The 22,064-nt window shown below is 66.8% G+C and carries 17 protein-coding genes and 1 riboswitch; of the genes, 10 read left to right on the top strand and 7 right to left on the bottom strand.

Annotated features, from left to right (window positions below):
* Positions 1 to 38 precede the first annotated feature (38 nt).
* Positions 39 to 443, bottom strand: coding sequence for a DUF2147 domain-containing protein (locus tag G432_RS01055; RefSeq protein ID WP_015456951.1), 405 nt, complete (start codon positions 441 to 443; stop codon positions 39 to 41).
* Positions 444 to 624: 181 nt separating this feature from the next.
* Between G432_RS01055 and G432_RS01050 the strand changes: the two genes are divergently transcribed.
* From G432_RS01050 to G432_RS01015, 8 genes are all read left to right on the top strand, one after another.
* Positions 625 to 1,761: a thiolase family protein gene (locus G432_RS01050; RefSeq protein WP_015456950.1), complete on the top strand. Its 1,137-nt coding sequence runs from the start codon at positions 625 to 627 to the stop codon at positions 1,759 to 1,761.
* Positions 1,758 to 4,082, top strand: coding sequence for a 3-hydroxyacyl-CoA dehydrogenase/enoyl-CoA hydratase family protein (locus tag G432_RS01045; RefSeq protein WP_015456949.1), 2,325 nt, complete (start codon positions 1,758 to 1,760; stop codon positions 4,080 to 4,082). Before G432_RS01050 ends, G432_RS01045 begins: the two co-directional genes overlap by 4 nt.
* 58 nt (positions 4,083 to 4,140) lie before the next feature.
* A complete protein-coding gene (locus tag G432_RS01040; RefSeq protein ID WP_015456948.1) occupies positions 4,141 to 5,931 on the top strand; it encodes an acyl-CoA dehydrogenase C-terminal domain-containing protein in 1,791 nt (596 codons plus the stop codon).
* 144 nt (positions 5,932 to 6,075) lie between these two features.
* Complete coding sequence (locus G432_RS01035) at positions 6,076 to 6,921, top strand: oxidoreductase (RefSeq protein ID WP_015456947.1); 846 nt, start codon at positions 6,076 to 6,078, stop codon at positions 6,919 to 6,921.
* A gap of 110 nt (positions 6,922 to 7,031) precedes the next feature.
* A complete protein-coding gene (locus tag G432_RS01030) occupies positions 7,032 to 7,925 on the top strand; it encodes a helix-turn-helix domain-containing protein (RefSeq protein ID WP_015456946.1) in 894 nt (297 codons plus the stop codon).
* A gap of 133 nt (positions 7,926 to 8,058) precedes the next feature.
* Entirely contained in the window at positions 8,059 to 8,868 is an 810-nt protein-coding gene (locus G432_RS01025) for an SDR family oxidoreductase (protein WP_015456945.1), read from the top strand.
* Between the two features lie 78 nt (positions 8,869 to 8,946).
* The gene (locus G432_RS01020) at positions 8,947 to 9,351 is read left to right on the top strand and encodes a GlcG/HbpS family heme-binding protein (RefSeq protein WP_144061963.1); all 405 of its coding nucleotides are present in this window, start codon (positions 8,947 to 8,949) and stop codon (positions 9,349 to 9,351) included.
* Between the two features lie 29 nt (positions 9,352 to 9,380).
* Positions 9,381 to 9,896, top strand: coding sequence for a nuclear transport factor 2 family protein (locus G432_RS01015; protein WP_015456943.1), 516 nt, complete (start codon positions 9,381 to 9,383; stop codon positions 9,894 to 9,896).
* A 57-nt stretch (positions 9,897 to 9,953) separates the two neighbouring features.
* On the opposite strand, the gene G432_RS01010 is transcribed toward G432_RS01015, so the two are convergent.
* The 6 genes from G432_RS01010 to G432_RS00985 form a co-directional block, all read right to left on the bottom strand.
* A complete protein-coding gene (locus tag G432_RS01010; RefSeq protein ID WP_015456942.1) occupies positions 9,954 to 10,814 on the bottom strand; it encodes a sigma-70 family RNA polymerase sigma factor in 861 nt (286 codons plus the stop codon).
* Positions 10,814 to 11,284 (bottom strand): carboxymuconolactone decarboxylase family protein, encoded by a 471-nt coding sequence (locus G432_RS01005; protein WP_015456941.1) that lies wholly within the window; start codon positions 11,282 to 11,284, stop codon positions 10,814 to 10,816. The genes G432_RS01010 and G432_RS01005 overlap by 1 nt, the downstream gene beginning before the upstream one ends.
* 135 nt (positions 11,285 to 11,419) lie before the next feature.
* On the bottom strand, positions 11,420 to 11,821 hold the full coding sequence (locus G432_RS01000) for a VOC family protein (protein ID WP_236626828.1): 402 nt from the start codon (positions 11,819 to 11,821) through the stop codon (positions 11,420 to 11,422).
* A gap of 47 nt (positions 11,822 to 11,868) precedes the next feature.
* On the bottom strand, positions 11,869 to 12,354 hold the full coding sequence (locus G432_RS00995) for an SRPBCC family protein (protein WP_015456939.1): 486 nt from the start codon (positions 12,352 to 12,354) through the stop codon (positions 11,869 to 11,871).
* The gene (locus tag G432_RS00990) at positions 12,338 to 12,685 is read right to left on the bottom strand and encodes an ArsR/SmtB family transcription factor (protein ID WP_144061962.1); all 348 of its coding nucleotides are present in this window, start codon (positions 12,683 to 12,685) and stop codon (positions 12,338 to 12,340) included. The genes G432_RS00995 and G432_RS00990 overlap by 17 nt, the downstream gene beginning before the upstream one ends.
* 147 nt (positions 12,686 to 12,832) lie before the next feature.
* Positions 12,833 to 13,261 carry an autotransporter outer membrane beta-barrel domain-containing protein gene (locus G432_RS00985; protein WP_015456937.1) on the bottom strand — a complete coding sequence of 143 codons (429 nt, stop codon included), beginning with the start codon at positions 13,259 to 13,261 and terminating at the stop codon, positions 12,833 to 12,835.
* A gap of 226 nt (positions 13,262 to 13,487) precedes the next feature.
* A riboswitch (cyclic di-GMP riboswitch) is annotated at positions 13,488 to 13,567 on the bottom strand.
* A gap of 191 nt (positions 13,568 to 13,758) precedes the next feature.
* On the opposite strand from G432_RS00985, the gene G432_RS00980 reads away from it, so the two are divergent.
* A complete protein-coding gene (locus G432_RS00980) occupies positions 13,759 to 14,604 on the top strand; it encodes a helix-turn-helix domain-containing protein (RefSeq protein WP_015456936.1) in 846 nt (281 codons plus the stop codon).
* Positions 14,605 to 15,060: 456 nt separating this feature from the next.
* Complete coding sequence (locus tag G432_RS22000) at positions 15,061 to 22,044, top strand: autotransporter-associated beta strand repeat-containing protein (RefSeq protein ID WP_187294022.1); 6,984 nt, start codon at positions 15,061 to 15,063, stop codon at positions 22,042 to 22,044.
* Positions 22,045 to 22,064: the final 20 nt, after the last annotated feature.

Here is a 22,064-nt window from a genome sequence, read left to right as displayed (position 1 = left end):
CCTGGTAATCTTAGCTGGAATGAATGCCGAGCCTCGGCTCAGCGGATGCGCGTCCAGGTCTGTGTCTTGCACAGCGGCCAGACGATGCAGCCTTTCAGGCGGAGCTGATCCGCCCCCACGGGCGTGACCGTGGCCTTGTAGGTGCCGCCATCCTCGGCATTGTAGATGGTGCCGCCTTCCCAGGCGCCGCCACCCCATTTGAACCCCTGCAGGATCTGCGCGCCCAGCAGGCGACGGCCGCGGAGCGACGCATCCTTGTTGTTCGCATCGAGCAGGGCGGGGTTGGCTTTGAGGCCATCGGAATCGGCCAGCCGGCCGCAGATGGATTGGCCGCAGCGGGTGATCTCCACCACGCCATGTCGAACCTCGGTCTGCCATCGTCCGACGACGACATCGGGCTGGACATTGGCCGTGGCCGCCAGCGCCACAAGGGTAAACAGCATTATCGGCACCTCTCACCGGAACGTTTTGCCCGTTTCACGGGTCTCACTTGCTCAACGCCGTCTGGCCCCGGCGGTTCGAGAATCGTCTTCTGCAACAAAATTTGATTGACGTATAGGGAAATCTACGCACCCTTAGGAGAGAAATTTCCGCATATGTTGCGACTACGGAGAGACTCGATTCATGCGTAACGTGGTTATCGCGGGCTACGCCCGTTCGCCCTTCCACCTCGCAGGCAAGGGCGCGCTGGCGCGTGTCCGCCCCGACGATCTGGCCGCCGACGTGGTGCGCGGCCTGATCGAGCGGACCGGCGTCGCGCCGCAGGATATCGAGGACATCGTCCTCGGCTGCGCCTTCCCCGAGGGCGAGCAGGGCCTGAACGTGGCGCGCCTGATCGGCCTGCTCGCCGATCTGCCGCTTTCGGTGGGCGGCATGACCGTCAACCGCTTCTGCGGATCCTCGATGAGCTCCGTCCACATCGCCGCCGGCCAGATCCAGCTCGGTGCGGGCGAGGTGTTCATCTGCGCCGGCGTCGAATCGATGAGCCGCGTGCCGATGCAGGGCTTCAACCCCCTGCCCAACCCCGCCCTCGCCGCCCGCAGCGCCGCCTATATGGGCATGGGCGACACGGCCGAGAACGTCGCCGGCAAGTACCAGATCACCCGCGCCGAGCAGGAGGCCTTCGCGGTTTCCAGCCAGCAGAAGGCCGCCGCGGCCCAGTCCGCCGGCAAGCTGGAAGCCGAGATCGTGCCGATCGTGACCAAGGCCGGCACCGTCGACAAGGACGGCACGCTGCGCCCCGATACCTCGGCCGAGGGCCTTGCCGCGCTGAAGCCCGCTTTCGACCAGAACGGCACCGTCACCGCCGGCACCTCCTCCCCGCTCACCGACGGCGCCAGCGCCGTGCTGGTGGCGAGCGAGGAATATGCCCGCGCGCACAACCTGCCGATCCTCGCCCGCATCCGTTCGGTCGCGGTGTCGGGCTGCGCGCCGGAGATCATGGGCATCGGCCCGGTCGAGGCGAGCCGCAAGGCGCTGGCCCGCGGCGGCGTCGAAGCCGGCCAGCTCGACGTGGTCGAGCTGAACGAGGCTTTCGCCAGCCAGGCGCTGGCCTGCATCCGCGATCTCGGCCTCGACAAGGACAAGGTGAACATCGACGGCGGCGCGATCGCCATCGGCCACCCGCTGGGCGCGACCGGCGCGCGCATCGTCGGCAAGGCGGCGTCGCTGCTGAAGCGCGAGGGCGGCAAGTTCGCACTCGCCACCCAGTGCATCGGCGGCGGCCAGGGCATCGCCACCCTGCTGGAGGCCGCGGAATGAGCGAAGCGACGATTCGCAAGGTCTGCGTGATCGGCGCCGGCACCATGGGCGCCGGCATCGCCGCCCAGGTCGCCAATGCCGGCGTGCCGGTGCTGCTGCTCGACATCGTTCGCGATCCCGCCAACCGCAACGCGGTGGCCGAGGGCGCGGTGGCGAAGATGCTGAAGACCGATCCCGCCCCCTTCATGTCGAAGGCGGCGGCAAAGCTGGTCGAAACCGGCAATATCGAGGATCACCTCGCCAGGGTGGCCGAGTGCGACTGGATCGTGGAAGCGATCATCGAACGGCTGGACCTGAAGCAGCAGCTTTACGCGAAGCTGGAAGAAGTGCGCACGCCCGGCACGGCGGTGTCCTCCAACACCTCCACCATCCCGCTCGACCATCTGGTCGAAGGGCGATCGGACGCCTTCAAGCGCGACTTCCTGATCACCCACTTCTTCAACCCGCCGCGCTACATGCGCCTGCTGGAGATCGTGGCCGGCCCGGCGAGCGACGCCGCGCTGGTGGACCGCATCGCCGACTTCGCCGATCGGCGGATGGGCAAGACGATCGTGCGCGCCAAGGACACGCCGGGCTTCATCGCCAACCGCGTTGGCACCTTCTGGATCCAGGTGGGCCTGAACGCCGCCTTCGATCTGGGCATGACCGTGGAGGAAGCGGACGCGATCGCCGGCAAGCCGATGGGCGTGCCCAAGACCGGCATCTTCGGCCTGGTCGATCTGGTCGGCATCGATCTGATGCCGCACCTGCAGAAGAGCCTGACCTCCACCCTGCCGGCCGACGACCGTTACCAGCAGATCGCCCGTTCCTTCCCGCTGATCGAGACGATGATCGCGGAGGGCTATACCGGCCGCAAGGGCAAGGGCGGTTTCTACCGCATCAACCGCGCGGAGAATAAGCGCAAGGAAGCGATCGACCTTGCGACCGGCGAATATCGCCCGCAGGCGAAGGCGCCCGAGCTGCGCGGCCCCGCCGCCAGGGGCGATCTGGCCGCCCTGATCGCCACGCCGGGCAAGGCGGGCGAATATGCCTGGGCGATCCTGGGCGAGACGCTGGCCTATGCCGCGAGCCTGGTGCCCGAGGCCGCCGACGACATCGTTGCCGTCGATGTGGCGATGAAGCTGGGCTACAACTGGAAATACGGCCCGTTCGAGCTGATCGACCGGATCGGCGCGGCGAAGCTTGCCGAGCGGCTGGCCGCCGAGGGCCGGCCCGTGCCCGCGATCCTGACCTTGGCCGGCGACCGCAGCTTCTACCGCGTGGAAGGCGGCCGGCGCCAGTATCTGGGGCTGGACGGCACCTATCATGACGTGCCTCAGGCCGACGGCGTGCTGCTGCTGGAGGATGTGAAGCGCAATTCCGAACCGGTGCTGCGCAACGCCTCCGCCGCGCTGTGGGATATTGGCGACGGCGTGGCCTGCCTGGAATTCACCAGCAAGATGAACGCGCTGGACGGCGAGATCATGAAGCTGATCGGCCAGGCGGTGCCGCTGGTGCAGCAGCGCTTCAAGGCGCTGGTCGTCTATAACGAAGGCAGCAATTTTTCGGCCGGCGCCAATCTGGGCCTCGCCATGTTCGCGGTGAACATCGCGGCCTGGGGCGAGATCGAGAAGCTCGTCGCCGGTGGGCAGCTTGCCTATAAGACGCTGAAATATGCCCCCTTCCCGGTGGTGAGCGCGCCGGCCGGCATGGCGCTGGGCGGCGGTTGCGAAATCCTGCTCCACAGCGATGCGGTGCAGGCCCATGCCGAAAGCTATATCGGCCTGGTCGAATGCGGCGTCGGCCTCGTCCCCGGCTGGGGCGGCTGCGGCGAGATGCTGCACCGCTGGCAGACCAACCCCAAGTTCCCGAAGGGGCCGATGCCGGCGGCGGCCAAGGTGTTCGAGATCGTATCGACCGCCACCGTTTCCAAATCGGCGGCCGAGGCCAGGGAATATGGCTTCCTGCGGGCCGAGGACGGCATCACCATGAACCGCGATCGCCTGCTGGCCGATGCCAAGGCCAAGGCGCTTTCGCTGGTCGATGGCTATCGCGCGCCGGAACAGCCGACCTTCCGCCTGCCGGGTGCCGCGGGCCGGGCGGGGATGAAGCTGGCGGTGGAAAGCTTCCACAAGCGGGGCATGGCCACCGATTACGACATGGTGGTTTCCGACACGCTGGCCGAGGTGCTTACCGGCGGCGACGCCGATCTGGTCGATACCGTGACCGAAGGCGACCTGCTGGCGCTGGAGCGCAAGGCCTTCATGGCCCGCGTCCGTGACAAGCGCACGCAGGCCCGGGTCGATCACATGCTTTCGACCGGAAAGCCGCTGCGTAACTGATGGATGCCTGCCGGGGCGGAGGCCGAAGCCGGCCGCCCCGGCCACTGGGAAGATACAGATGCAAGTCTATGACGCTCCGCTGCGCGACATGCGCTTCGTCCTCAACGAACTGCACCAGGATGACGGCTTCGGCGATCTGCCGGCGCTGGCCGAATTCACGCCGGACCTGACCGATGCGGTGCTGGAGGAAGCCGCCCGCTTCGCCCGCGAGGTGCTGCTGCCGATCAACCGTTCGGGCGACGAGGAAGGCTGCCATATCGACAATGGCATCGTCCGCACGCCGGCCGGTTTCCGCGAAGCCTATAGCGCCTTCCGCGAAGGCGGCTGGACGGCGCTGGCCGCCGACCCGGAATGGGGCGGCCAGGGCCTGCCGGAAACGGTGAACAAGCTGGTCGAGGAGATGATCTGCGGGGCCAACATCTCCTTCGGCCTCTATCCGGGCCTGACCCACGGCGCGACCACCGCGATCGAAAGCCACGCCGCCGACGAGCTGAAGCAGGCCTATCTGCCGAAGATGGTAAGCGGCGAATGGACCGGCACCATGTGCCTGACGGAGGCGCATTGCGGCACCGATCTGGGCCTGCTGCGCACCAAGGCGGTGCCGCAGGCGGACGGCAGCTACAGGATAACGGGTTCCAAGATCTTCATTTCGGCTGGCGACCATGACCTGACCGAGAACATCATCCACCTCGTGCTGGCCCGCCTGCCCGATGCGCCCAGGGGCGTTAAGGGGATCAGCCTGTTCCTGGTGCCGAAATATCTGCCCGGGGCGGATGGCACGCCGGGCCAGGCCAACGGCGTTTCCTGCGCCAATATCGAGCACAAGATGGGCCTGAAGGCATCGGCGACCTGCCAGATGAACTTCGAGGATTCGACCGGCTGGCTGGTGGGCGCGCCCAACAAGGGCATGGAAGCGATGTTCACGATGATGAACACGGAGCGCGTTTCCGTGGGCGTGCAGGGCCTTGGCGTGGGCGAAGCGGCCTATCAGGCGGCGGTATGGTATGCCCGGGAGCGCATCCAGGGCCGTTCGCTTTCCGGCCCGAAGCGCCCGGACCTGGCGGCCGATCCGATCATCGTGCACCCGGACGTGCGCCGGATGCTGATGACGATGCGGGCCTATAACGAAGGCTGCCGCGCCGTGGGCAACTGGGTTTCCCGCGCGATCGATGCGGAGCGCCATTCCGAGGACGCCGAGGTGCGCCAGCATGCCGCGGACTTCGTGGCGCTGATGACCCCGGTGGTGAAGGCGCTGTTCACCGATTACGGCTTCGAAACCGCGAACCTCGCCGTGCAGACCTATGGCGGCCATGGCTACATCCGCGAGAGCGGCGTGGAGCAATATGCCCGCGATGCGCGGATCACCATGATCTACGAAGGCACCAACGGCATCCAGGCGCTGGACCTCGTCGGCCGCAAGCTGCCCGCCAATATGGGCCGGCTGCTGCGCACCTTCTTCCACCCCGTTTCGGCCTTCATCGAGGAGAATGGCGGCGAAGGCCCGCTGAAGCGGATGGTGGACGGCCTGCAGCAGGCGTTCGGCGCGCTGCAGCTTTCCACCGCCAAGATCGCGGAAAAGGGCATGAAGGACCCGGAGGAGGCGGCCGCCGCGGCGACCGACTATCTCCGCCTGCTGGGCCTCGTGGCCATGGGCTACTGCTTCGCCAAGGCAGCCAAGATCGCCGCCGCGAAGCTTGCCGAGGGCGGTGACGACGCCGCCTTCTACCAGGCGAAGATCGCGACGGCGGCCTTCTTCTTCGATCGCATCCTGCCGCAGACCTCCGCCTGCTTCCTGGCGATCAAGGCCGGCAAGAAATCGATGATGGGGCTGGACGAAGCCGCCTTCTGATCGCGGTGCGGCGGCCGTGGCGGGCAATCCCGCTACGGCCCCGTGGCCGCAATATCGCGACAACCGCCGAAACCGCGAAACGGCGCGCGGGCGCCGTCAGGGATAGTTCCATCCATGGCAATCAAGCATGGAAGGAACATCATCATGAAGACCTGGTTCATCACCGGAGCATCGCGCGGTTTTGGCCTGCGTATCGCCCGGCTGGCGCTGGAACAGGGCGATAATGTCGTCGCCACGGCCCGCCAGGAAAGCGCCGTCATCGAGGCGCTGGGCGATCACCCCAACCTGCTGGCGCTACCGCTGGACGTGACCGACGAGGCGCAGGCCCATGCCGCCGCCGCCAGCGCGATCGCGCGTTTCGGCCGGATCGACGTGCTGCTGAACAATGCCGGCTTCGGCCTGCTCGGCGCTGTCGAGGAAGCGACGGCCGAAGAGGTCGAGCGCGTCTATCGCACCAACGTGTTCGGCCTGCTCAACGTCACCCGCGCCGTCCTGCCTCATATGCGGGCGCAGCGTTCCGGCCGCATCCTCAACATCTCCTCGATCGGCGGATATAAGACGGGCGCCGGCTTCGGCGTCTACAGCTCGACCAAATTCGCGGTGGAGGGGCTTTCGGAAGCGCTCCATGCCGAGCTCGCGCCGCTGCGCATCCATGTGACGGTGGTCGAGCCCGGATATTTCCGCACCGATTTTCTCGACGCCTCCTCGCTGACTGTGAGCCCGACGAGCATCGCGGACTATAACGCGACCGCCGGCGCGACCCGCACCCGTGCGGCTGGCCTCAACCACGGCCAGCCGGGCGATCCGGACAAGCTGGCCAGGGTGCTGGTGGCCTTCGCCGATGCGCCCGACCCGCCCGTCCGCCTGCCGCTGGGCAGCGACACGATTGCGGCGATCGAGGCGAAGCATGCGTCCGACGCGGCGATCCTGAAGGAATGGCGCGGGGTTTCGATTTCGACCGACTTCGCCCATGACGCAGCCATGGCCTGAACGGCTTTCCACTCCAGATCATGAGCTTGGGCGGTGCCGCACCTGCGGTTGCCGCCCTTGCTGCTTTTCCGATATAGTGCGTTCCCGGAATGACCACCCCGAGAACCGGTTTGGCCAGCGCAGCGGCAACATTCGGCGACGCGCCCAATGCGCTCGCCCGCATCCTCGACCGTGCGCCACCCGTCGCCGAAGCCGCGCTCAGGGGCGATACGCGCCTCACCGAACCCTGGGGGCATGGCGAGCTGCACGACTATCTCGATCCCATGCAGGGTCATGTCGTCATCACTTATTATGGCGAGCCGCAGGAGATCGTCTGGCGCCGGGGGGCGGAGCGGCTGGCGGGCACCACCCGATCGGGTTCGATCACCATCATTCCCGAGGGACAGGACGGCCGCTGGGATATCGCCGGCCCGATTGGCGTCAGCCATGTCTTCCTGTCGAACGAGCGGCTGCTCGCCTGCGCGGAGGAACTGAACGGCGGGCGCCCGCTCGAGCTGCTCGGCCGGGTCGGCTTCGATGACCCCGTCGCCGCGCGGGTGATGGAGATGCTGGGCCGCGATGCGGCGGCCGCGACCGATCCCGCCGCCCGGCTGTTCGTGGAGCAGGCGACCGACCTGCTCATAACCCAGCTCGTGCGCGGCCATTCCTCCTTCGGCGCGATCGAGCCGCCGGCCCGCCGCGGCCTCGCCGACTGGCAGGTGCGCAAGGTGACGGCCTATATAAGCGAGCATCTGGACGAACCGATCGGGCTGGACGAGCTCGCGGCGCTGGCGGGCCTCAGCCGCTTCCATTTCTGCACCGCCTTCCGGCAGGCAACCGGCAGCACGCCGCATGCCTGGCTGGTCAACCTGCGCATGGAACGCGCCCGCCGGCTCCTTGCCCATCCCCAGTTGCCGGTGACGGAGATCGCGCTGGCGGTGGGCTATGAAACCCCCTCCTCCTTCGCCGCCGCCTTCCGCAAGGCGACGGGCATGACGCCGAGCATCTTCCGGCAGCGACTGTAGCGGATCGCGCGCCCGGTCACCGCAATATCGCGACAGTCTCCGCAAGCGGCGAAAGGTGGGGCCGCGCGGCTCCCGCTATTCCCTGCACATCGGACGCAATCAGGCGCCGAACAAGGACAAGGGAGTAGCTGCCATGACCAAGAAGACCATTCTCATCACCGGTGCGGGTTCCGGCTTCGGCAAGGGCGCCGCCATCGGCATGGCCCGGAACGGCCACGACATCATCGCCACCGTCCACGTCTCCTCTCAGGTGACGCCGCTGCGCGAGGAAGTGGCCGCGCTGGGGCTTTCCGATCGCATCCGCGTGGAACGGCTCGACCTTACCGACCCTTATGACATCCGCCAGGCCCAGAAATGGGATTTCGATGTCCTCTGGAACAATGCCGGCATGGGCGAAGCCGGGCCGGTCTGGGAAATCCCGGTCGATCTGGTTCGCAAGAATTATGAGGTCAACGTGTTCCTGCCGCTGGTGCTGACGCAGGGCATCGTCCAGCGGTGGGTGCGCGAAGGCCGGACGGGCAAGGTGGTCTTCACCTCGTCGATGGGCGGCCTGTTCACCCCGGCGAACTGGGGCACCTATGTCTCGACCAAGCATGCCCTGGAAGCCTTCGCCGAGGCGATGCAGCAGGAACTGGCCGCCTATGGCATCAAGGTCCAGACGATCAATCCGGGCGCTTATTACACCGGCTATAACGAGACGATGGCGGACAATCCGTTCCGCTGGCTCGACGACGAGGTGAACTTCACCAAACGGGCCGACCTGCGCAAGGGCTTCGACGATTTCTTCGCCACGCCCGAGGGCAAGATGGACCCGCAGGAGATGATCGACCGCATGATCGAGATCGTCCCGGCCGACGAAGGCAAGTTCCGCAACGTCGTGCCGCAGGTGATCGAGGACATGCTGAAGGACCACCAGCTGGCCGCCTGGGAGAACCGGATCTGACGGCCCTCCCCCGGCTGCGGCGCAGGCCCTCGAAAGGCCGCCCCGCAGCCGGCCCTTCCTTCCCGAAAGGAACGCATGATGAGCATCACCCAACCCCAGGTCGAAGCCGTGCTGAGCGCGGGCCGGCAGGCCGCCGAGGCGATCGGCGTCCCCATGAACATCGCCGTGCTGGACGAAGCCGCGCACATGAAGGCTTTCACCCGCATGGACGGCGCGTTGCTGGGCTCCATCGACATCGCGCTCGGCAAGGCGCGGACCGCCGCCCTGTTCGGCCTCAACACCGAGACCGTCGGCGAATTCTCCAGGCCGGGCGGCACGTCGCCGGGCCTCGAGAACACCAATGGCGGGTTGGTCGTCTTCGCCGGCGGCATCCCCATCCGCGATGCGGGCGGCCGCGTGATCGGCGCGGTTGGCGTGTCCGGCGGCGCCGTGGATCAGGACTATCGGGTCGCGCAGGCCGCCGCCGCCGCGATCCAACCCTGATGGAAATCGCAACAGGAAAGGAACATCCCATGCCCCGTATCCTCAAGAACGCCGCCCGTCTGATCGGCCTTTCCGCCGCCGCCGGTGCCATCGCCCTTGCCGCCCAGAGCGCGGCAGCCCGTGGAACGAGTGAGGAAGAACGCAACCGCACGCTCGTCGCCCGGGGTTTCGATGCCTGGGCGGCGGGCACGGGCAGCCCCTATGACCTGCTCGCCGACGATGTGAGCTGGACGATCGCGGGCAATTCCGCCGCCTCCAGGACCTATTCGAGCCGCGAGGCTTTCCTGGGCGAGGTGATCCGCCCCTTTAACGCCCGGATGCGCGACCGGCTGATCCCCACCATCCACCGGCTCTATGCCGAAGGAGATACGGTGATCGCCCATTTCGACGCGAAGGGCACCGCCCGTGACGGCAAGCCCTATGCCAACAGCTATGCCTGGTTCCTCCAGATGAAGGACGGGCGGATCATAAGGGCGCACGCCTTCTTCGACAGCATCGCCTTCAACGAATTCTGGCAGCGCGTGCAGCCCGCCGGCCAGCCGTGAACCACAGGCGAAGCCGGCATCCCGCCTGGATCAAGCGGAATGCCGGCCAGCCTGGCCTCAATGCAGATGGCGGAGCTTGTCCGGGTTCCGCATCACATAGATGGCGACGATCTTGCCGTCCTCGATCTCCAGCGCCGTGGTCTGCAATTCGCCGTCGGCCTCGCGCGTGACGAAACCGGGAAGGCCGTTGACGAAGCAGGTGCGGACCAGTTCCGATCCATGTTTCCCGAACAGCACCGCCAGCGATTTCTGCACCTTCATCACCAGGTTGAAGCCGAAGATCGGCGCCGCCGCCGCCGGCCGCTTGCCGCCGCCATCCGCGTGGAGGCTGACGTCCGCCGCCAGCATCGCCCCCAGCCCTGCCATGTCGCCGCTGCGCGATGCCGCGAAGAAGGCGGTGGCGATCTCCAGCCCGCGCTCCTTCTCCACATGGAAGCGGGGCCGCGCTTCCCGCACATGGACGCGGGCGCGGGCGGCAAGCTGGCGGCAGGCGGCGGGATCGCGCCCGATCGTCGCCGCCACCTCATCGAAGCCCTGCCCGAACACGTCGTGGAGCAGGAAGGCCGCGCGCTCCAACGGGGAGAGCCGCTCCAGCGCCAGCATCAGCGGCAGGGTAACATCCTCCCCTTCCTCCTCCTCCACGATCGGATCGGGAAGCCAGGGGCCGACATAGGTTTCGCGGTTATGCCGTGCTGACTTGAGCTGATCGAGGCAGAGGCGCGTCACCGTGCGGCGGAGGAAGGCTTCGGGCTCGCGCACCTCGGCGCGGTCGGCCCCCATCCAGCGGATGAACGCCTCCTGCACCGCATCCTCGGCATCGGCGACCGAGCCGAGCATGCGGTAGGCAACACGCAGCAGCCGGGGGCGCAGCGGATCGAAGCTCGCCGCCGCATCCCCATATACGGCCGCATCGGCCATCAGGCGGCCGCCTTCTGCAGCGCCTTGGCGGCTTCCGGCTCGATCCACAGGCCGAAGCCCACGGCCAGGCGGTTCCAGCCGTTGATGACATTGATCATCAGGGTAAGGTTCACCTGCTCCTCCTCCGTGAACTGCGCCCGCAGCGCTTCATAGGCGCCCTCGTGCGCGTGCCCTTCGGAAAGCCGGGTCAGCGCATCCGTCCAGCCGAGCGCCGCCCGTTCCCGGTCGGTATAGCAGGGCGCCTCCCGCCAGGCCGACAGGAGATAGATGCGCTGCTCGGTCTCGCCCTTTGCGCGCGCTTCCGCCGTGTGCATGTTGATGCAGTTGGCGCAGCCGTTGATCTGCGAGGCGCGGATCTTCACCAGCTCGATCAGGCTGGATTCGAGGCTGGCGGCCACTGCCATCGACGTGCCCGTCCAGTTCTTCATCAGCTGAGGCGCCACGGCATAGGGATTGAGCTTGGCAGTCATGTTCCGGTTCCTTTCGTTGGTTCCGGTGCATGACGAGCGAGCGTCGATGCGTGTGACATAGACGCGAAAAAAATCCGCTGGCGGCCCCTCGCTTTTCGAGCCGAGCCCCTTGGTCAGACGATATGCGGGGCCCGTTCATTCAGCCGGGTCGGCGTCCGGGTTCATCCATACCAGTTCGAAAACATGTCCATCCGGGTCTTCGAGCGCGCGATTATACATGAAATCCAGGTCCATCGGCTCGCGGGGATCGGCTTTGCCACCGGCGGCGACAGCGGCGGCCACCATGCCGTCGACAGCCTCGCGGCTGTCCTGGGAAATGCAGAGCAGCACCTGGCATGTGGCCTGTGCATCCGGGATTTGCTTGGAGGTGAATGTCGCGAAATAATCGCGCGTCAGCAGGTGGAAGAAAATCTGATCGGACCAGACCATCGAGGACGCCTCGTCATTGCTGAACTGCGCGTTCCTCGTGCAGCCGATCGCCTCGTAGAAGCGGGTGGACCGCGCCAGATCGCTGACCGGCAGGTTGATGAAGATCATCCTGGCCATGGCCTCTCCTTCCCAGTGACGTGGAATTTGCTTTGCGTTTATCCGTCCGCGTGCAGCCAATGTTCGAGGCGGTCGAAGCTCGTCGTCCAGCCATGGCGATGTCCGCCGACGCTGGTTTCCGATTTCAGCCCCGTCTGCAGGAAATCCATCCGGGTGCGCCCACCGGGAAGCTCACGCAGCAGGACGGTGACGAGGGTATCCACGGGCGCGCCGTCTTCGTGATCGTCGCTTTCCCATTTGAACGTGAACACCAGTTTCTCGGGCGGAACGACCTCGCAATAGCGTCCGCCCTGCCACAGGACGCGGCCGTCGGCGGGCGACCTCAAGCAGGCCCGCCAGCGGCCGCCGGGGCTCAAATCCTGCTCGATATGAACGGCGGGCCAGTCGGGCGGCCCGTACCAGGCGATCAGCATCTCCGGGCGCGTCCATGCCCGCCACACCAGTTCGCGGGGCGCATCGAAGATCCGCGTAATGCAAAGCCGGCCCGGCGAGCCTGCACCTTCGCCCTCAGTGGCGTGGGCCATCGCCGTCGCCTGCCTGAAGCTGATCGAGATAGCCGTCGAGCCGGTCGAAGCTTGCTTCCCAGAAAGGACGATACTGCTCGATCCAGTCGGCGATCCCCCTCAGCGCATGGGGGTCCAGGCAGGCGGGGCGGCGCTGCGCGGCGCGGCTGCGGCAGATGAGCCCCGCATTTTCCAGGACCTTGAGGTGGCGGGAAATCGCAGGAAGGCTCACGGCAAAGGGGGCGGCGAGATCGTTCACGGACGCCTCGCCCTGGCTGAGCCGCGCCAGGATGGCCCGGCGCGTGGGGTCCGCAAGCGCGGCGAACTGGGCGGAGAGCATGTCGTCTGTCACGGAGGCGCGGTCCTTATTTAACAAGATGATTAAATAAGGACCGCGCCTTGTCAAGGCGAGGGACCGGAATGTCCCTCCCGCATGGGCATTCCGGCCGAAACAGCCGCCATGCCTGGCGATCTATCTAAGGGCCGCCGCCCCTCTCCCTCAGAACCGCAGGCGCACGCCGGCATTGGCCTTCAGCGTGTAGCCGTCGCCGAAATTCGCCAGCGGCGTATTGCCGGTGACCTCGCCGAAGATCGTCACGCGATCGTTCCAGCCATAGCTGCCGCCCAGCCCGATCTCGCTCCACAGCCGATCGTCGCGGCGGCCGATGCGCGTGCCCGAAACGGCGACGTCCGTGCCGTCCAGCCACTCATAGGAGAGGTTGAGCAGCCCGTAGACATGGCTCCGCCGCGTGGTGCCACCGGCGTCCCGGCTTGCCTGATGGTCGATCGACAGGCCCCAGCGCGTCTTGAGGCTGGCGCCCTTGCCGTCGGCGATCTCCGCGCCCACCGGATCGGTGAAGCGATCGAAGCCGAGGCCGCGCGCACGGCGGAGCCCGTCAACGCCAGCACCGAGAGCGAGGCGCCGCACAGCATGCGGAAGGCAGCCCTGGAAGTGCTCCGCCGCTTCGCCTCATGATTAGCCGATGTCATTGTGGAACCCCGTGTCGGTAAGGCGCGCATATGCGCCCGGCCCCCGGACGGAACCGCCCGGAGGAACGCATGCGGCGATGTTGGAAAGGCTTGCGCCGGAAAGGCCGTGAGAAAGCCCGGACCGGCCGTCGATCGCGCGACTAGAACGTCATCCCTGCACCCCCTGTTGCAACCCCGCTACCTTGAACGCTCAAGGCCGGAGGCTTTGCGTCCCGCCGTCACCGGCGGTTTGCCCTCGCTGGCGTCGCAAGATCGGTCCGCGATCTTTTTGTCACCTTGCCGCCCTTCATCCGGAACGGGATGACAGGGCCGAAATATTATGCCTTATTACAACATCTTGTAATAGGCGCGTCTGTCTCCCTTTACTTGCCGCATTGTCTCGATCGGTAGGATTCCGGAATGGCTGGCGAGAATCGGAAGGGTTAGACGAAAGCCATGAAGAAGGGGGTCAGCGTATCGACCGACCATATCGAGCCCTCGCTGCGCAGCGAGTTCTGGCGCGAAATGGCGCGCCCGCTGTTCGAGCTTCTGCCCCTGGAGCCGATCGCGGCTGACGTGGGCGACATCTGCGTCTTCGATCTCGCCCGCCCCTTTACCAGCCGGGCGGAGCCGGGCTCCCGCATCACCATGCTCGTGCCCCGCGATCCCATCGACCGCGCGGCCGGCGGGCGCAGCCTGCACGGCCACAGGCTGGCGGCGGACACGCCCGTCACCCGGCTGCTGGCGGGCTGCCTTACCCATTTCCACGCGGTCGCGGGCGATCTCGATCAGGCAGACGCGGCGGCGATGGAGGACAGCGTGGCCGGCCTGCTCGCCGCCGCCCTCACCCGCAAGCCGATCGTGCACGGCGATGCCGCGCCGATCGTGTCGGAGGGCATCCGCCGGCGGATCGCCCGCCATATCGACGATCATATCGCCGACACCACGCTGTCGCCGCGCAGCATCATGCGGGAATTCCAGATCTCCCGCGCCCATCTCTACCGTCTTTTCGCGGAGGAAGGCGGGATCGCCACGCTGATCCGCGACAAAAGGCTCGACGCGGCCTTTCGCTTCCTGGCGCTGGAACGCAACGCGACGCTGCCCATCGCCGATCTCGGCTACCGGCTCGGTTTTCCCAATCCCAGCCGTTTCTCCAAGGCATTCCGCGCCCGCTTCGCCATGACCCCGCGTGAGGCGCGGAACGGCGGGGCGGAAAATCTCAATCAGATCCTTGGCGGAAACGATATCCACCATCACCTGGCCGACGTGATCGCCCGCATCCCGCCTTCCCGGCGCGGTTGACCCTTTAGAGCAAACGCGCCTTTCCTGCTCGACGGCCTGCCGCCCGGAGCGAGCTGATCGTTATGATCGGATTGTGCCCCACATGCGGGGGTGGCCGGGGAATCCCCCAGCGTCCGGCACCCGCGGCCAAGCCCGTCACGCCCCCCGCCCGTTAACGGATTATTTCGTCATATCATAGAAATGGCGGCGCTCGTGCCGTTCATCGGCGATCCGGGTATCGGCAGGGGGAAATAGATGGTTTCGGGCAAGGGCAGCGTGGCACGGTCGGTCACGCGATATCATCGCTATCCCGGAATCCGCCATCGGCACCTGCTTCTCACCACCGCCATCGCCACTTTTTCCGCGATGGCGGCCCCCGCCCATGCGCAGGGCATGACGGCGGTAGGGGATGTGACTCCGATACAGGCTGGTCCGAGCTGGGTAATCCCGGGTCCCCTCATCGTCGGCGATAGCGGCATGGGTGGACTGGACGTCAACGGCGGCAATATCATCAGCGATTCCGGCATAATCGGCAGGTCAGCCTCCTCGACGGGGGCGGTGACCATGAGCGGCGTTTCCTTTTGGTCAAACAATGGCGATCTCATAGTCGGCGGTTCCGGCACCGCCACGCTGGCGATCAGCAACTTTGGCCAGGCCACCGCCTCACAAATCAGCATCGGCTCTTCCAGCGGCTCTTATGGCGGCGTGACCGTGACTGATGGCAGCGCACGCCTGACGAGCGCAGGCATCTTGCGAATTGGCGAGGCGGGAAGCGGCTATCTGACCGTGGACACCGGCGGTATCGTCCACGCGTCCGCCATCATCGTCGCAGAGCAGGCAGGCAGCGCCGGCGGCCTCGACCTGAACGGCTCGCTCAACATCGCATCCGGCATGGTCGAAACCGGCTATATCGCGAAGGGGTTGGGTGCCGGGACGATCACCGCCAATGGCGGCGGCTTTCGGGCGACCCAGACGATAGCCGATTATCTCCAGAATTTCGGAAACGTCACGATCGGTGCTGGAAGCATGGTCGTCGATACGAGCATCTATGATATCGGCATCGGCGCCACCACCGCGCTCGTCGGCTCCGGCGGTATCGTCAAATGGGGTTCCGGCACATTGACGTTGAACGGCTCCGGCAACACCTATGCCGGTGACACGGTGCTATATGAAGGCACGCTCAGGGCTGTCGGGGAGAATGCGTTCTCCCGCAACAGCTCTGTCGAGTTGAACCTGGCCTCCAGGCTCGATCTGAATGGCTACAACCAGACGATCGGCGCACTGACCAGCACAGGTCCCGGCACCGTGACCAACAGCGGCGGCAGGGCGGCGGTGCTGACCACGGTGGTGCAAGGCACCAGCCCCGTCGCCTCCTTCTCCGGAAGCCTCCAGGATGGCGCAAGCCCCCTGGGCCTGACCAAGACCGGCTTCGGCACCATGATATTGTCCGGCAACAACACCTATAGCGGCGCCACGACGATCGACCAGGGGACGCTGCGCGCCGACGCGTCCGGTGCGTTGAGCCACAACAGCGCCGTGACGGTCGGCTATTCCGGCACGCTCGATCTGGGCAGCTACAGCCAGGATATCGGCTCACTGGCCGGCAACGGCACGGTGACAAATAGCGGCGGCGTGCTGGTGCAGCTGTCGACCGGGTACGATAACAGTTCGACCACCTTCTCCGGCACTATCCATGGCGGCGGCCTGGGCCTGGTCAAGACAGGCAGCGGGGTGCTGACCCTGACGGGCACCAACACCTATTCCGGTGGCACCGGCTTGCTGGGCGGGGAACTGACGGTCGGCAACGACTGGGCGCTCGGCACAGGGGGCCTCGTGGTCCTGGGCGCCGGCACGCTGTCCGCCGCCTATAATACCGCCGTCACTCTGCCCAACAGCGTCGATATCCACGCCAACCTCACCATAAGCGGCAACGGCAATCTGGGGCTGAATGGCATGGTGGGCGGCGGCGGTTCGATCATCAAGAACGGTGGGGGCAATCTCACGCTGAACGGCGCCAACCTGTTCAGCGGCGGCATGAATCTGGTATCCGGCAGCCTGACGCTCGGCTCCAACACCGCATTGGGCTCGGGCATGCTGCGCGTCATCGGTGGCGGCACGCTGGATGCAAACACCGCCATCGCCCTCTCCAACGATGTCGACCTTCAGACCGCCCTCGCCGTCGGCGGCACCAACGATCTGGCGCTGAATGGCATCGTGAGCGGCGGCGGTTCGATCATCAAGACAGGCGCCGCCGATCTGACGCTGAATTCCAGCAATTCCTTTTCGGGCGGCGTCCAATTGATGGCGGGCAGCCTGACGCTTGGCTCCGTGTTCTCTCTCGGCACGGGCGCATTGACCGTCGGCGGCGCCGCAACGCTCAAGTCCAATACCAATGCCTTCCTTTTCAATAACGTGACGCTCGATGCCAATCTCAGCATTGTCGGCGGTTACTATATTGAAATGAACGGCTCGATCGGCGGCACCGGCAGCCTCACATATAATGGCACCGGCGTGCTGGCGCTGAACAGCTCCAACGGCTTCACCGGCGGTTTCAACCTGGCCGGCGGCACCATTGCCATCAGCACCAATGCGGCGTTGGGCAACGGCATATTGCATGTCACCGGCGACGCCAGCCTTAGCGGAAGCCTGGCGGACCTTTACGTGGTCAACGCGATCAATCTCGATGCAGGCAAGACGCTCGACCTGAACGGCGGCAACGACCTGACGATCACAGGCATGATTTCCGGCGGCGGCAATCTGCGGATCAGCAACGCTTCCGTCACGCTCCTGGGCGCCAACAGCCATGCCGGCGCCACGACCATATCGTCGGGCAGCACGCTCTACGCAAACGCCACGGGCGCGTTGAGCAACCTGAGCGCGATAACCGTCGATACAGGCGGTCGGCTCGATCTCGGCAACGACGACCAGACCATCGGCGCGCTGGCCGGTGCCGGCTCGGTTACCAGCGGAGGCCCGGGACGGGTGCTGACAACCGGCGGCGACAACAGCTCCACCATTTTTGCCGGCGATCTGCAAAACGGCGCCGGCACCTTGGGCATCACCAAGATCGGTAGCGGCACCATGACGCTGTCGGGCACCGCCAACAGCTATACCGGCGCCACGCTGGTATCGGGCGGCACGCTCAACGTGAACGGATCGATCGCATCGAGCAGCCTGCTGACGGTGGCCAGCGGCGCGCGGCTGGCGGGATCGGGCACGGTGGGCAGCACGACGGTCCAATCCGGCGGACGGATCGCGCCGGGCAATTCGATCGGCACGCTCAACGTGGCGGGCGATCTCACGCTGGCGAGCGGATCGATCCTCGATTTCGAACTGGGAAGCCCGGGTGCTGCCGCGAATCCGGCGGCCGGCACCAGCGACCGCATCGCGGTGAGCGGCAACCTCGTGCTCGACGGCATCATCAACCTCGGCCAGAGCGGCACACCGGCCGACGGCGCGGCCGGCCTCGGCTATTATCGGCTCATCTCCTATAATGGTACGCTGACCGATAATGGCCTGGCCATCGGGACGACGCCCGCCCTCGCCGATCCCGCAGCCTATCAGATCCAGGCCGGATCGGGCCGGGTCGATCTGTTCGTCGCCGCCGCCGGCGATGACACGATCCAGCATTGGCAGGGCGGCAACGGCACCTGGGATGCGGCAGGCACCACCTGGCTCAACCAGAACGGCGTGATGCCAGTGGCCTGGGCGGGCAAGAACGCCGTGTTCAAGGATGCCGGCAGCTTCACCGGCGGCACCATCGCGGTCAGCGGCAACCAGAGCTTCCAGGGGCTCCAGTTCGTCGACACCGGCTATGCGCTGGCCGGCGCCGGCCGGCTCCTGATCGACGGCTCCGCCCGTGCCGACGGCAATGCCGAAATCCGCGTGCTCGGCGATTTCGCCGTCGTCGACACCGTCATCGCCGGCACCGGCGGCCTCACCAAGACAGGCGCGGGCGACCTCTATCTGCGCGGCATCAACAGCTATGCCGGCGGCACCCGCATAGCCGACGGCACGGTTCTGGTGCTCCAGGATGCCAATCTCGGCGCCGCCGCCGGCGGAATCACCTTCGACGGCGGCGCGCTCGTCTTCCAGGGCAGCCTGTCCAGCAACCGGGGCATCACCCTGAACGCGGATGGCAATTTCGATACGGTGGGGCAAATCCAGGTCACGCTCGGCGGCGCGATTTCGGGCTCGGGCGATCTGGTCAAGACAGGCAGCGGCCGCCTCGTCCTCAACGGAGCCAACAGCTACACCGGCGACACTCTGGTCGAAGCCGGCTCGCTGGCCGGCGACAGCGCCTCCATCCGCGGCGATATCGCCAATGGCAGCCTGGTCGACTTCCATCAGCTGAGCGATGGCAGCTTCGCGGGCGATATCGGGGGGCTGAACGGCGCGAGCGGCCTGATGTATAAGGATGGCGCCGGCGTCCTCACCCTGACGGGCACGTCCAGCCTCGGCTGGCACATCGTCGAAGGCGGCCTGATCGCCACGGCGGGCAACTTCACCGGCGACGCCGTCATCTCCGGCGGCGCGGCGTTCACGCTGGCGGGCAGCGGCGCCGCCACCTATGCGAACCAGATCTTGGGAACCGGCGCGTTCAACCTGTCCGGTTCCGGACGGCTCACCCTGACGGGCGACAGCGCGGGCTTTGCCGGAACCAGCAGCGTCCTGTCCGGCACGCTGCGCGTCGATGGCGCGCTGGGCGGCACGGTCCAGGTCGGCACCGGCGGCTCGCTGGAAGGCACGGGCCAACTCGGCGCGGTCAATGTGTCGGGCTCCGGCGCGCTGATCGGCCGCGCGGGCGATACGCTCACCATCGGCAGCCTGACCTTGGGCAACGACGCCAATGTCGTGGCGCTCCTGGGAACCCCTTCCTCGTCGGCGCTGTTCAGCGTGACGGGCGATCTCACCCTCGATGGAAGGCTATCCGTCACCGATGCCGGCGGCTTCGGCGCGGGCGTCTATCGCCTGTTCGATTATGGCGGCACGCTTGTCGACAACGGCCTCGTCCTCGACATCCTGCCCACCGGCGTCGGCGCCGGTGATCTGGCGATCCAGACCGCACTTGCGGGCCAGGTCAACATCATCTCCTCCGCCGGGGCCGACCTGCTGTTCTGGGATGGTAGCGACGCCACCCGGCACAATGACGGCGTGATCGACGGCGGCGACGGCATCTGGGCGGCAAACGGCGCCGCCTGGACCAACGGCAACGGCCTCGCCTCCGGCGCGATGCGTCCGACGCCGGGCTTCGCCATCTTCCAGGCGGCCGGCGGCACCGTCACCCTTGACGACAGCGCCGGCGCGCTGGCCGTTTCGGGCATGCAGTTCGCTTCGGACGGTTACAGGCTGACAGGCGATGCGCTCGGCCTAGCCGGCACCGGCGGCCGCACCGTGATCCGCGTCGGCGACGGCTCCGCCGCCGGGGCCGCGATGACGGCCACGATCGCCTCCGAACTCACCGGTGCCAGCGATCTGGTCAAGGCCGATCGCGGCACCCTCCGGCTCACCGGCGCCAACAGCTATACCGGCAACACTCTGATCGAAGCCGGCACGCTGATCGGCGACAGCGCGGCGATCCGCGGCGATATCGCCAACGCCGGCACCGTCGTATTCAATCAGGTGAGCGACGGCAGCTTCACCGGCGCCATCGCCGGCCTCGAAGGCGTGGCCGGCACGATGGTCAAGACGGGCGCCGCGACCCTGACGTTGACCGGCGCGTCCAGCCTCGACTGGCGGATCGAACAGGGCACGCTGGCTACCACCACGCAAGGCTTCTCCGGCAATGCCATGATCGCATCGGGCGCGACCCTGCTGTTCGATCAATCCGCCAGCGGCCGCTATGCCGGCAGCCTCAGCGGCGCCGGCACGCTCGCCATCGACGGCGGCCCGCATATCGAGCTGACCGGCGACAGCCGCGCTTTCGCAGGCGGCATCGATGTCAGGAACGGCAAGCTTATCGCCAGCGGCAGCTTCGGCGGCCTGCTGCGGATCGGCGCGGCCGGCATCGTCGGCGGCAACGGCACGCTGGGCACCACCAGTGTCGAGGCCGGCGGCATCATCTCGCCCGGCAATTCGATCGGCCTGCTCACCGTCAATGGCGACATCAGCTTCGCGGCGGGATCGACCTATCAGGTCGAAGTCGATCCCACCGGCAGCGCCGCGGATCGCATCGCTGCCATCGGCCGCGCGCTCCTGAACGGTGGCACCGTCGCCCATATCGGTTTCTCCGGCGATTATCGGCCGAACGCCAGCTACACGATCCTCACCGCGGCGGGCGGCATCCAGGGCCAGTTTGCCGACGTCACCTCCACTTACGCCTTCCTCACCCCCTCGCTCAGCTACTCCGCCAATGCCGTGACGCTGACCCTTGATCGCAACAATATAGGGTTCGCGTCGGTCGGCGTAACCGGCAACCAGCGGGCGACCGCCGGCGCGGTCGAAGCGCTGGGCATGGGCAACGCCCTCTATCAGGCCGTGGTCACGCTCACCGCCGATCAGGCGGCCACCGCGTTCGACAGCCTCTCCGGCGAGATCCACGCCTCGCTGGGCGCGGTGCTGACGGAGGACAGCCGCTTCATCCGCGCGGCCGCCTTCGATCGCATGCGCAATGCCGGCGCCGCGGTGGACGCCCAGCGCGGCACCGCCTGGTGGATGCAGGGCATCGGCTCCTGGGGCCGGATCGACGGCAACGACAATGCCCGCCGGGTAAAGCATTCGGCCGCCGGCCTGTTGATGGGCGTCGATGCGATCGCAGCCGAAACGGTGCAGCTGGGCCTGTTCGGCGGCTGGCAGAAGGGCGACGCCGATCTGCGCGCCGCTTCGGCCGATGCCGATATCGACAGCTATCATCTCGGCCTTTACGCGGGCGCAGATACCGGCCGGTTCAGCCTGCGCAGCGGCTTCGCCTTCAGCTGGCACGATGCGGACATCACCCGCGACGTGCGTTTCGAAGGCTTCAGCGATACGGCCAGATCCCGGCGGCACGCATCCACCGCGCAGGGCTTTGCCGAGATCGGCTACCGCTTCACGCTGGGCGGCACCGCGATCGAGCCGTTCGCCGGCATCGCCCATGTCTCGGTCGATAGCGAGGCAACCCGCGAACAAGGCGGCGCGGCGGCGCTCACCCTCGCCCATGATGTGATGACCACCGATTTCACCACCGCTGGTGCGCATATCCGCCGGGCGTTCGACCTCGGCTCCATGGGGATCGACCTGAACGTCACCGCCGGCTGGCGCCACGCCTTCGGCGATCGCACCCCCGAAGCCGCCCTCGCCTTCGCCAATGGCGGCCGCTTCCTGGTCCGCGGCACGCCCATCGCGAAGGATGCGCTATCCACCGACATCGGCCTCGGCCTCGCGCTTTCCAGCCGCGCCCGCCTCGACATCGCTTATACCGGCGATGCCGCGGCCAGCGCCCAGAACCACGGCGGCAAGGCCACCTTCTCGCTCGCATTCTAAGCGATTCCAATCGATCGCCG

The organism is Sphingomonas sp. MM-1 (assembly GCF_000347675.2).
GTDB lineage: Bacteria > Pseudomonadota > Alphaproteobacteria > Sphingomonadales > Sphingomonadaceae > Sphingomonas_E > Sphingomonas_E fennica.
This window is presented reverse-complemented; position numbering and strand designations above follow the sequence as displayed.

Bases quoted from the DNA above. Each gene is read 5' to 3' on its own strand.
- G432_RS01055 (WP_015456951.1), bottom strand. From the start codon at position 443: ATGCTGTTTACCCTTGTGGCGCTGGCGGCCACGGCCAATGTCCAGCCC.
- G432_RS01050 (WP_015456950.1), top strand. From the start codon at position 625: ATGCGTAACGTGGTTATCGCGGGCTACGCCCGTTCGCCCTTCCACCTC.
- G432_RS01045 (WP_015456949.1), top strand. From the start codon at position 1,758: ATGAGCGAAGCGACGATTCGCAAGGTCTGCGTGATCGGCGCCGGCACC.
- G432_RS01040 (WP_015456948.1), top strand. From the start codon at position 4,141: ATGCAAGTCTATGACGCTCCGCTGCGCGACATGCGCTTCGTCCTCAAC.
- G432_RS01035 (WP_015456947.1), top strand. From the start codon at position 6,076: ATGAAGACCTGGTTCATCACCGGAGCATCGCGCGGTTTTGGCCTGCGT.
- G432_RS01025 (WP_015456945.1), top strand. From the start codon at position 8,059: ATGACCAAGAAGACCATTCTCATCACCGGTGCGGGTTCCGGCTTCGGC.
- G432_RS01020 (WP_144061963.1), top strand. From the start codon at position 8,947: ATGAGCATCACCCAACCCCAGGTCGAAGCCGTGCTGAGCGCGGGCCGG.
- G432_RS01015 (WP_015456943.1), top strand. From the start codon at position 9,381: ATGCCCCGTATCCTCAAGAACGCCGCCCGTCTGATCGGCCTTTCCGCC.
- G432_RS01010 (WP_015456942.1), bottom strand. From the start codon at position 10,814: ATGGCCGATGCGGCCGTATATGGGGATGCGGCGGCGAGCTTCGATCCG.
- G432_RS01005 (WP_015456941.1), bottom strand. From the start codon at position 11,284: ATGACTGCCAAGCTCAATCCCTATGCCGTGGCGCCTCAGCTGATGAAG.
- G432_RS01000 (WP_236626828.1), bottom strand. From the start codon at position 11,821: ATGATCTTCATCAACCTGCCGGTCAGCGATCTGGCGCGGTCCACCCGC.
- G432_RS00995 (WP_015456939.1), bottom strand. From the start codon at position 12,354: ATGGCCCACGCCACTGAGGGCGAAGGTGCAGGCTCGCCGGGCCGGCTT.
- G432_RS00980 (WP_015456936.1), top strand. From the start codon at position 13,759: ATGAAGAAGGGGGTCAGCGTATCGACCGACCATATCGAGCCCTCGCTG.
- G432_RS22000 (WP_187294022.1), top strand. From the start codon at position 15,061: ATGGGTGGACTGGACGTCAACGGCGGCAATATCATCAGCGATTCCGGC.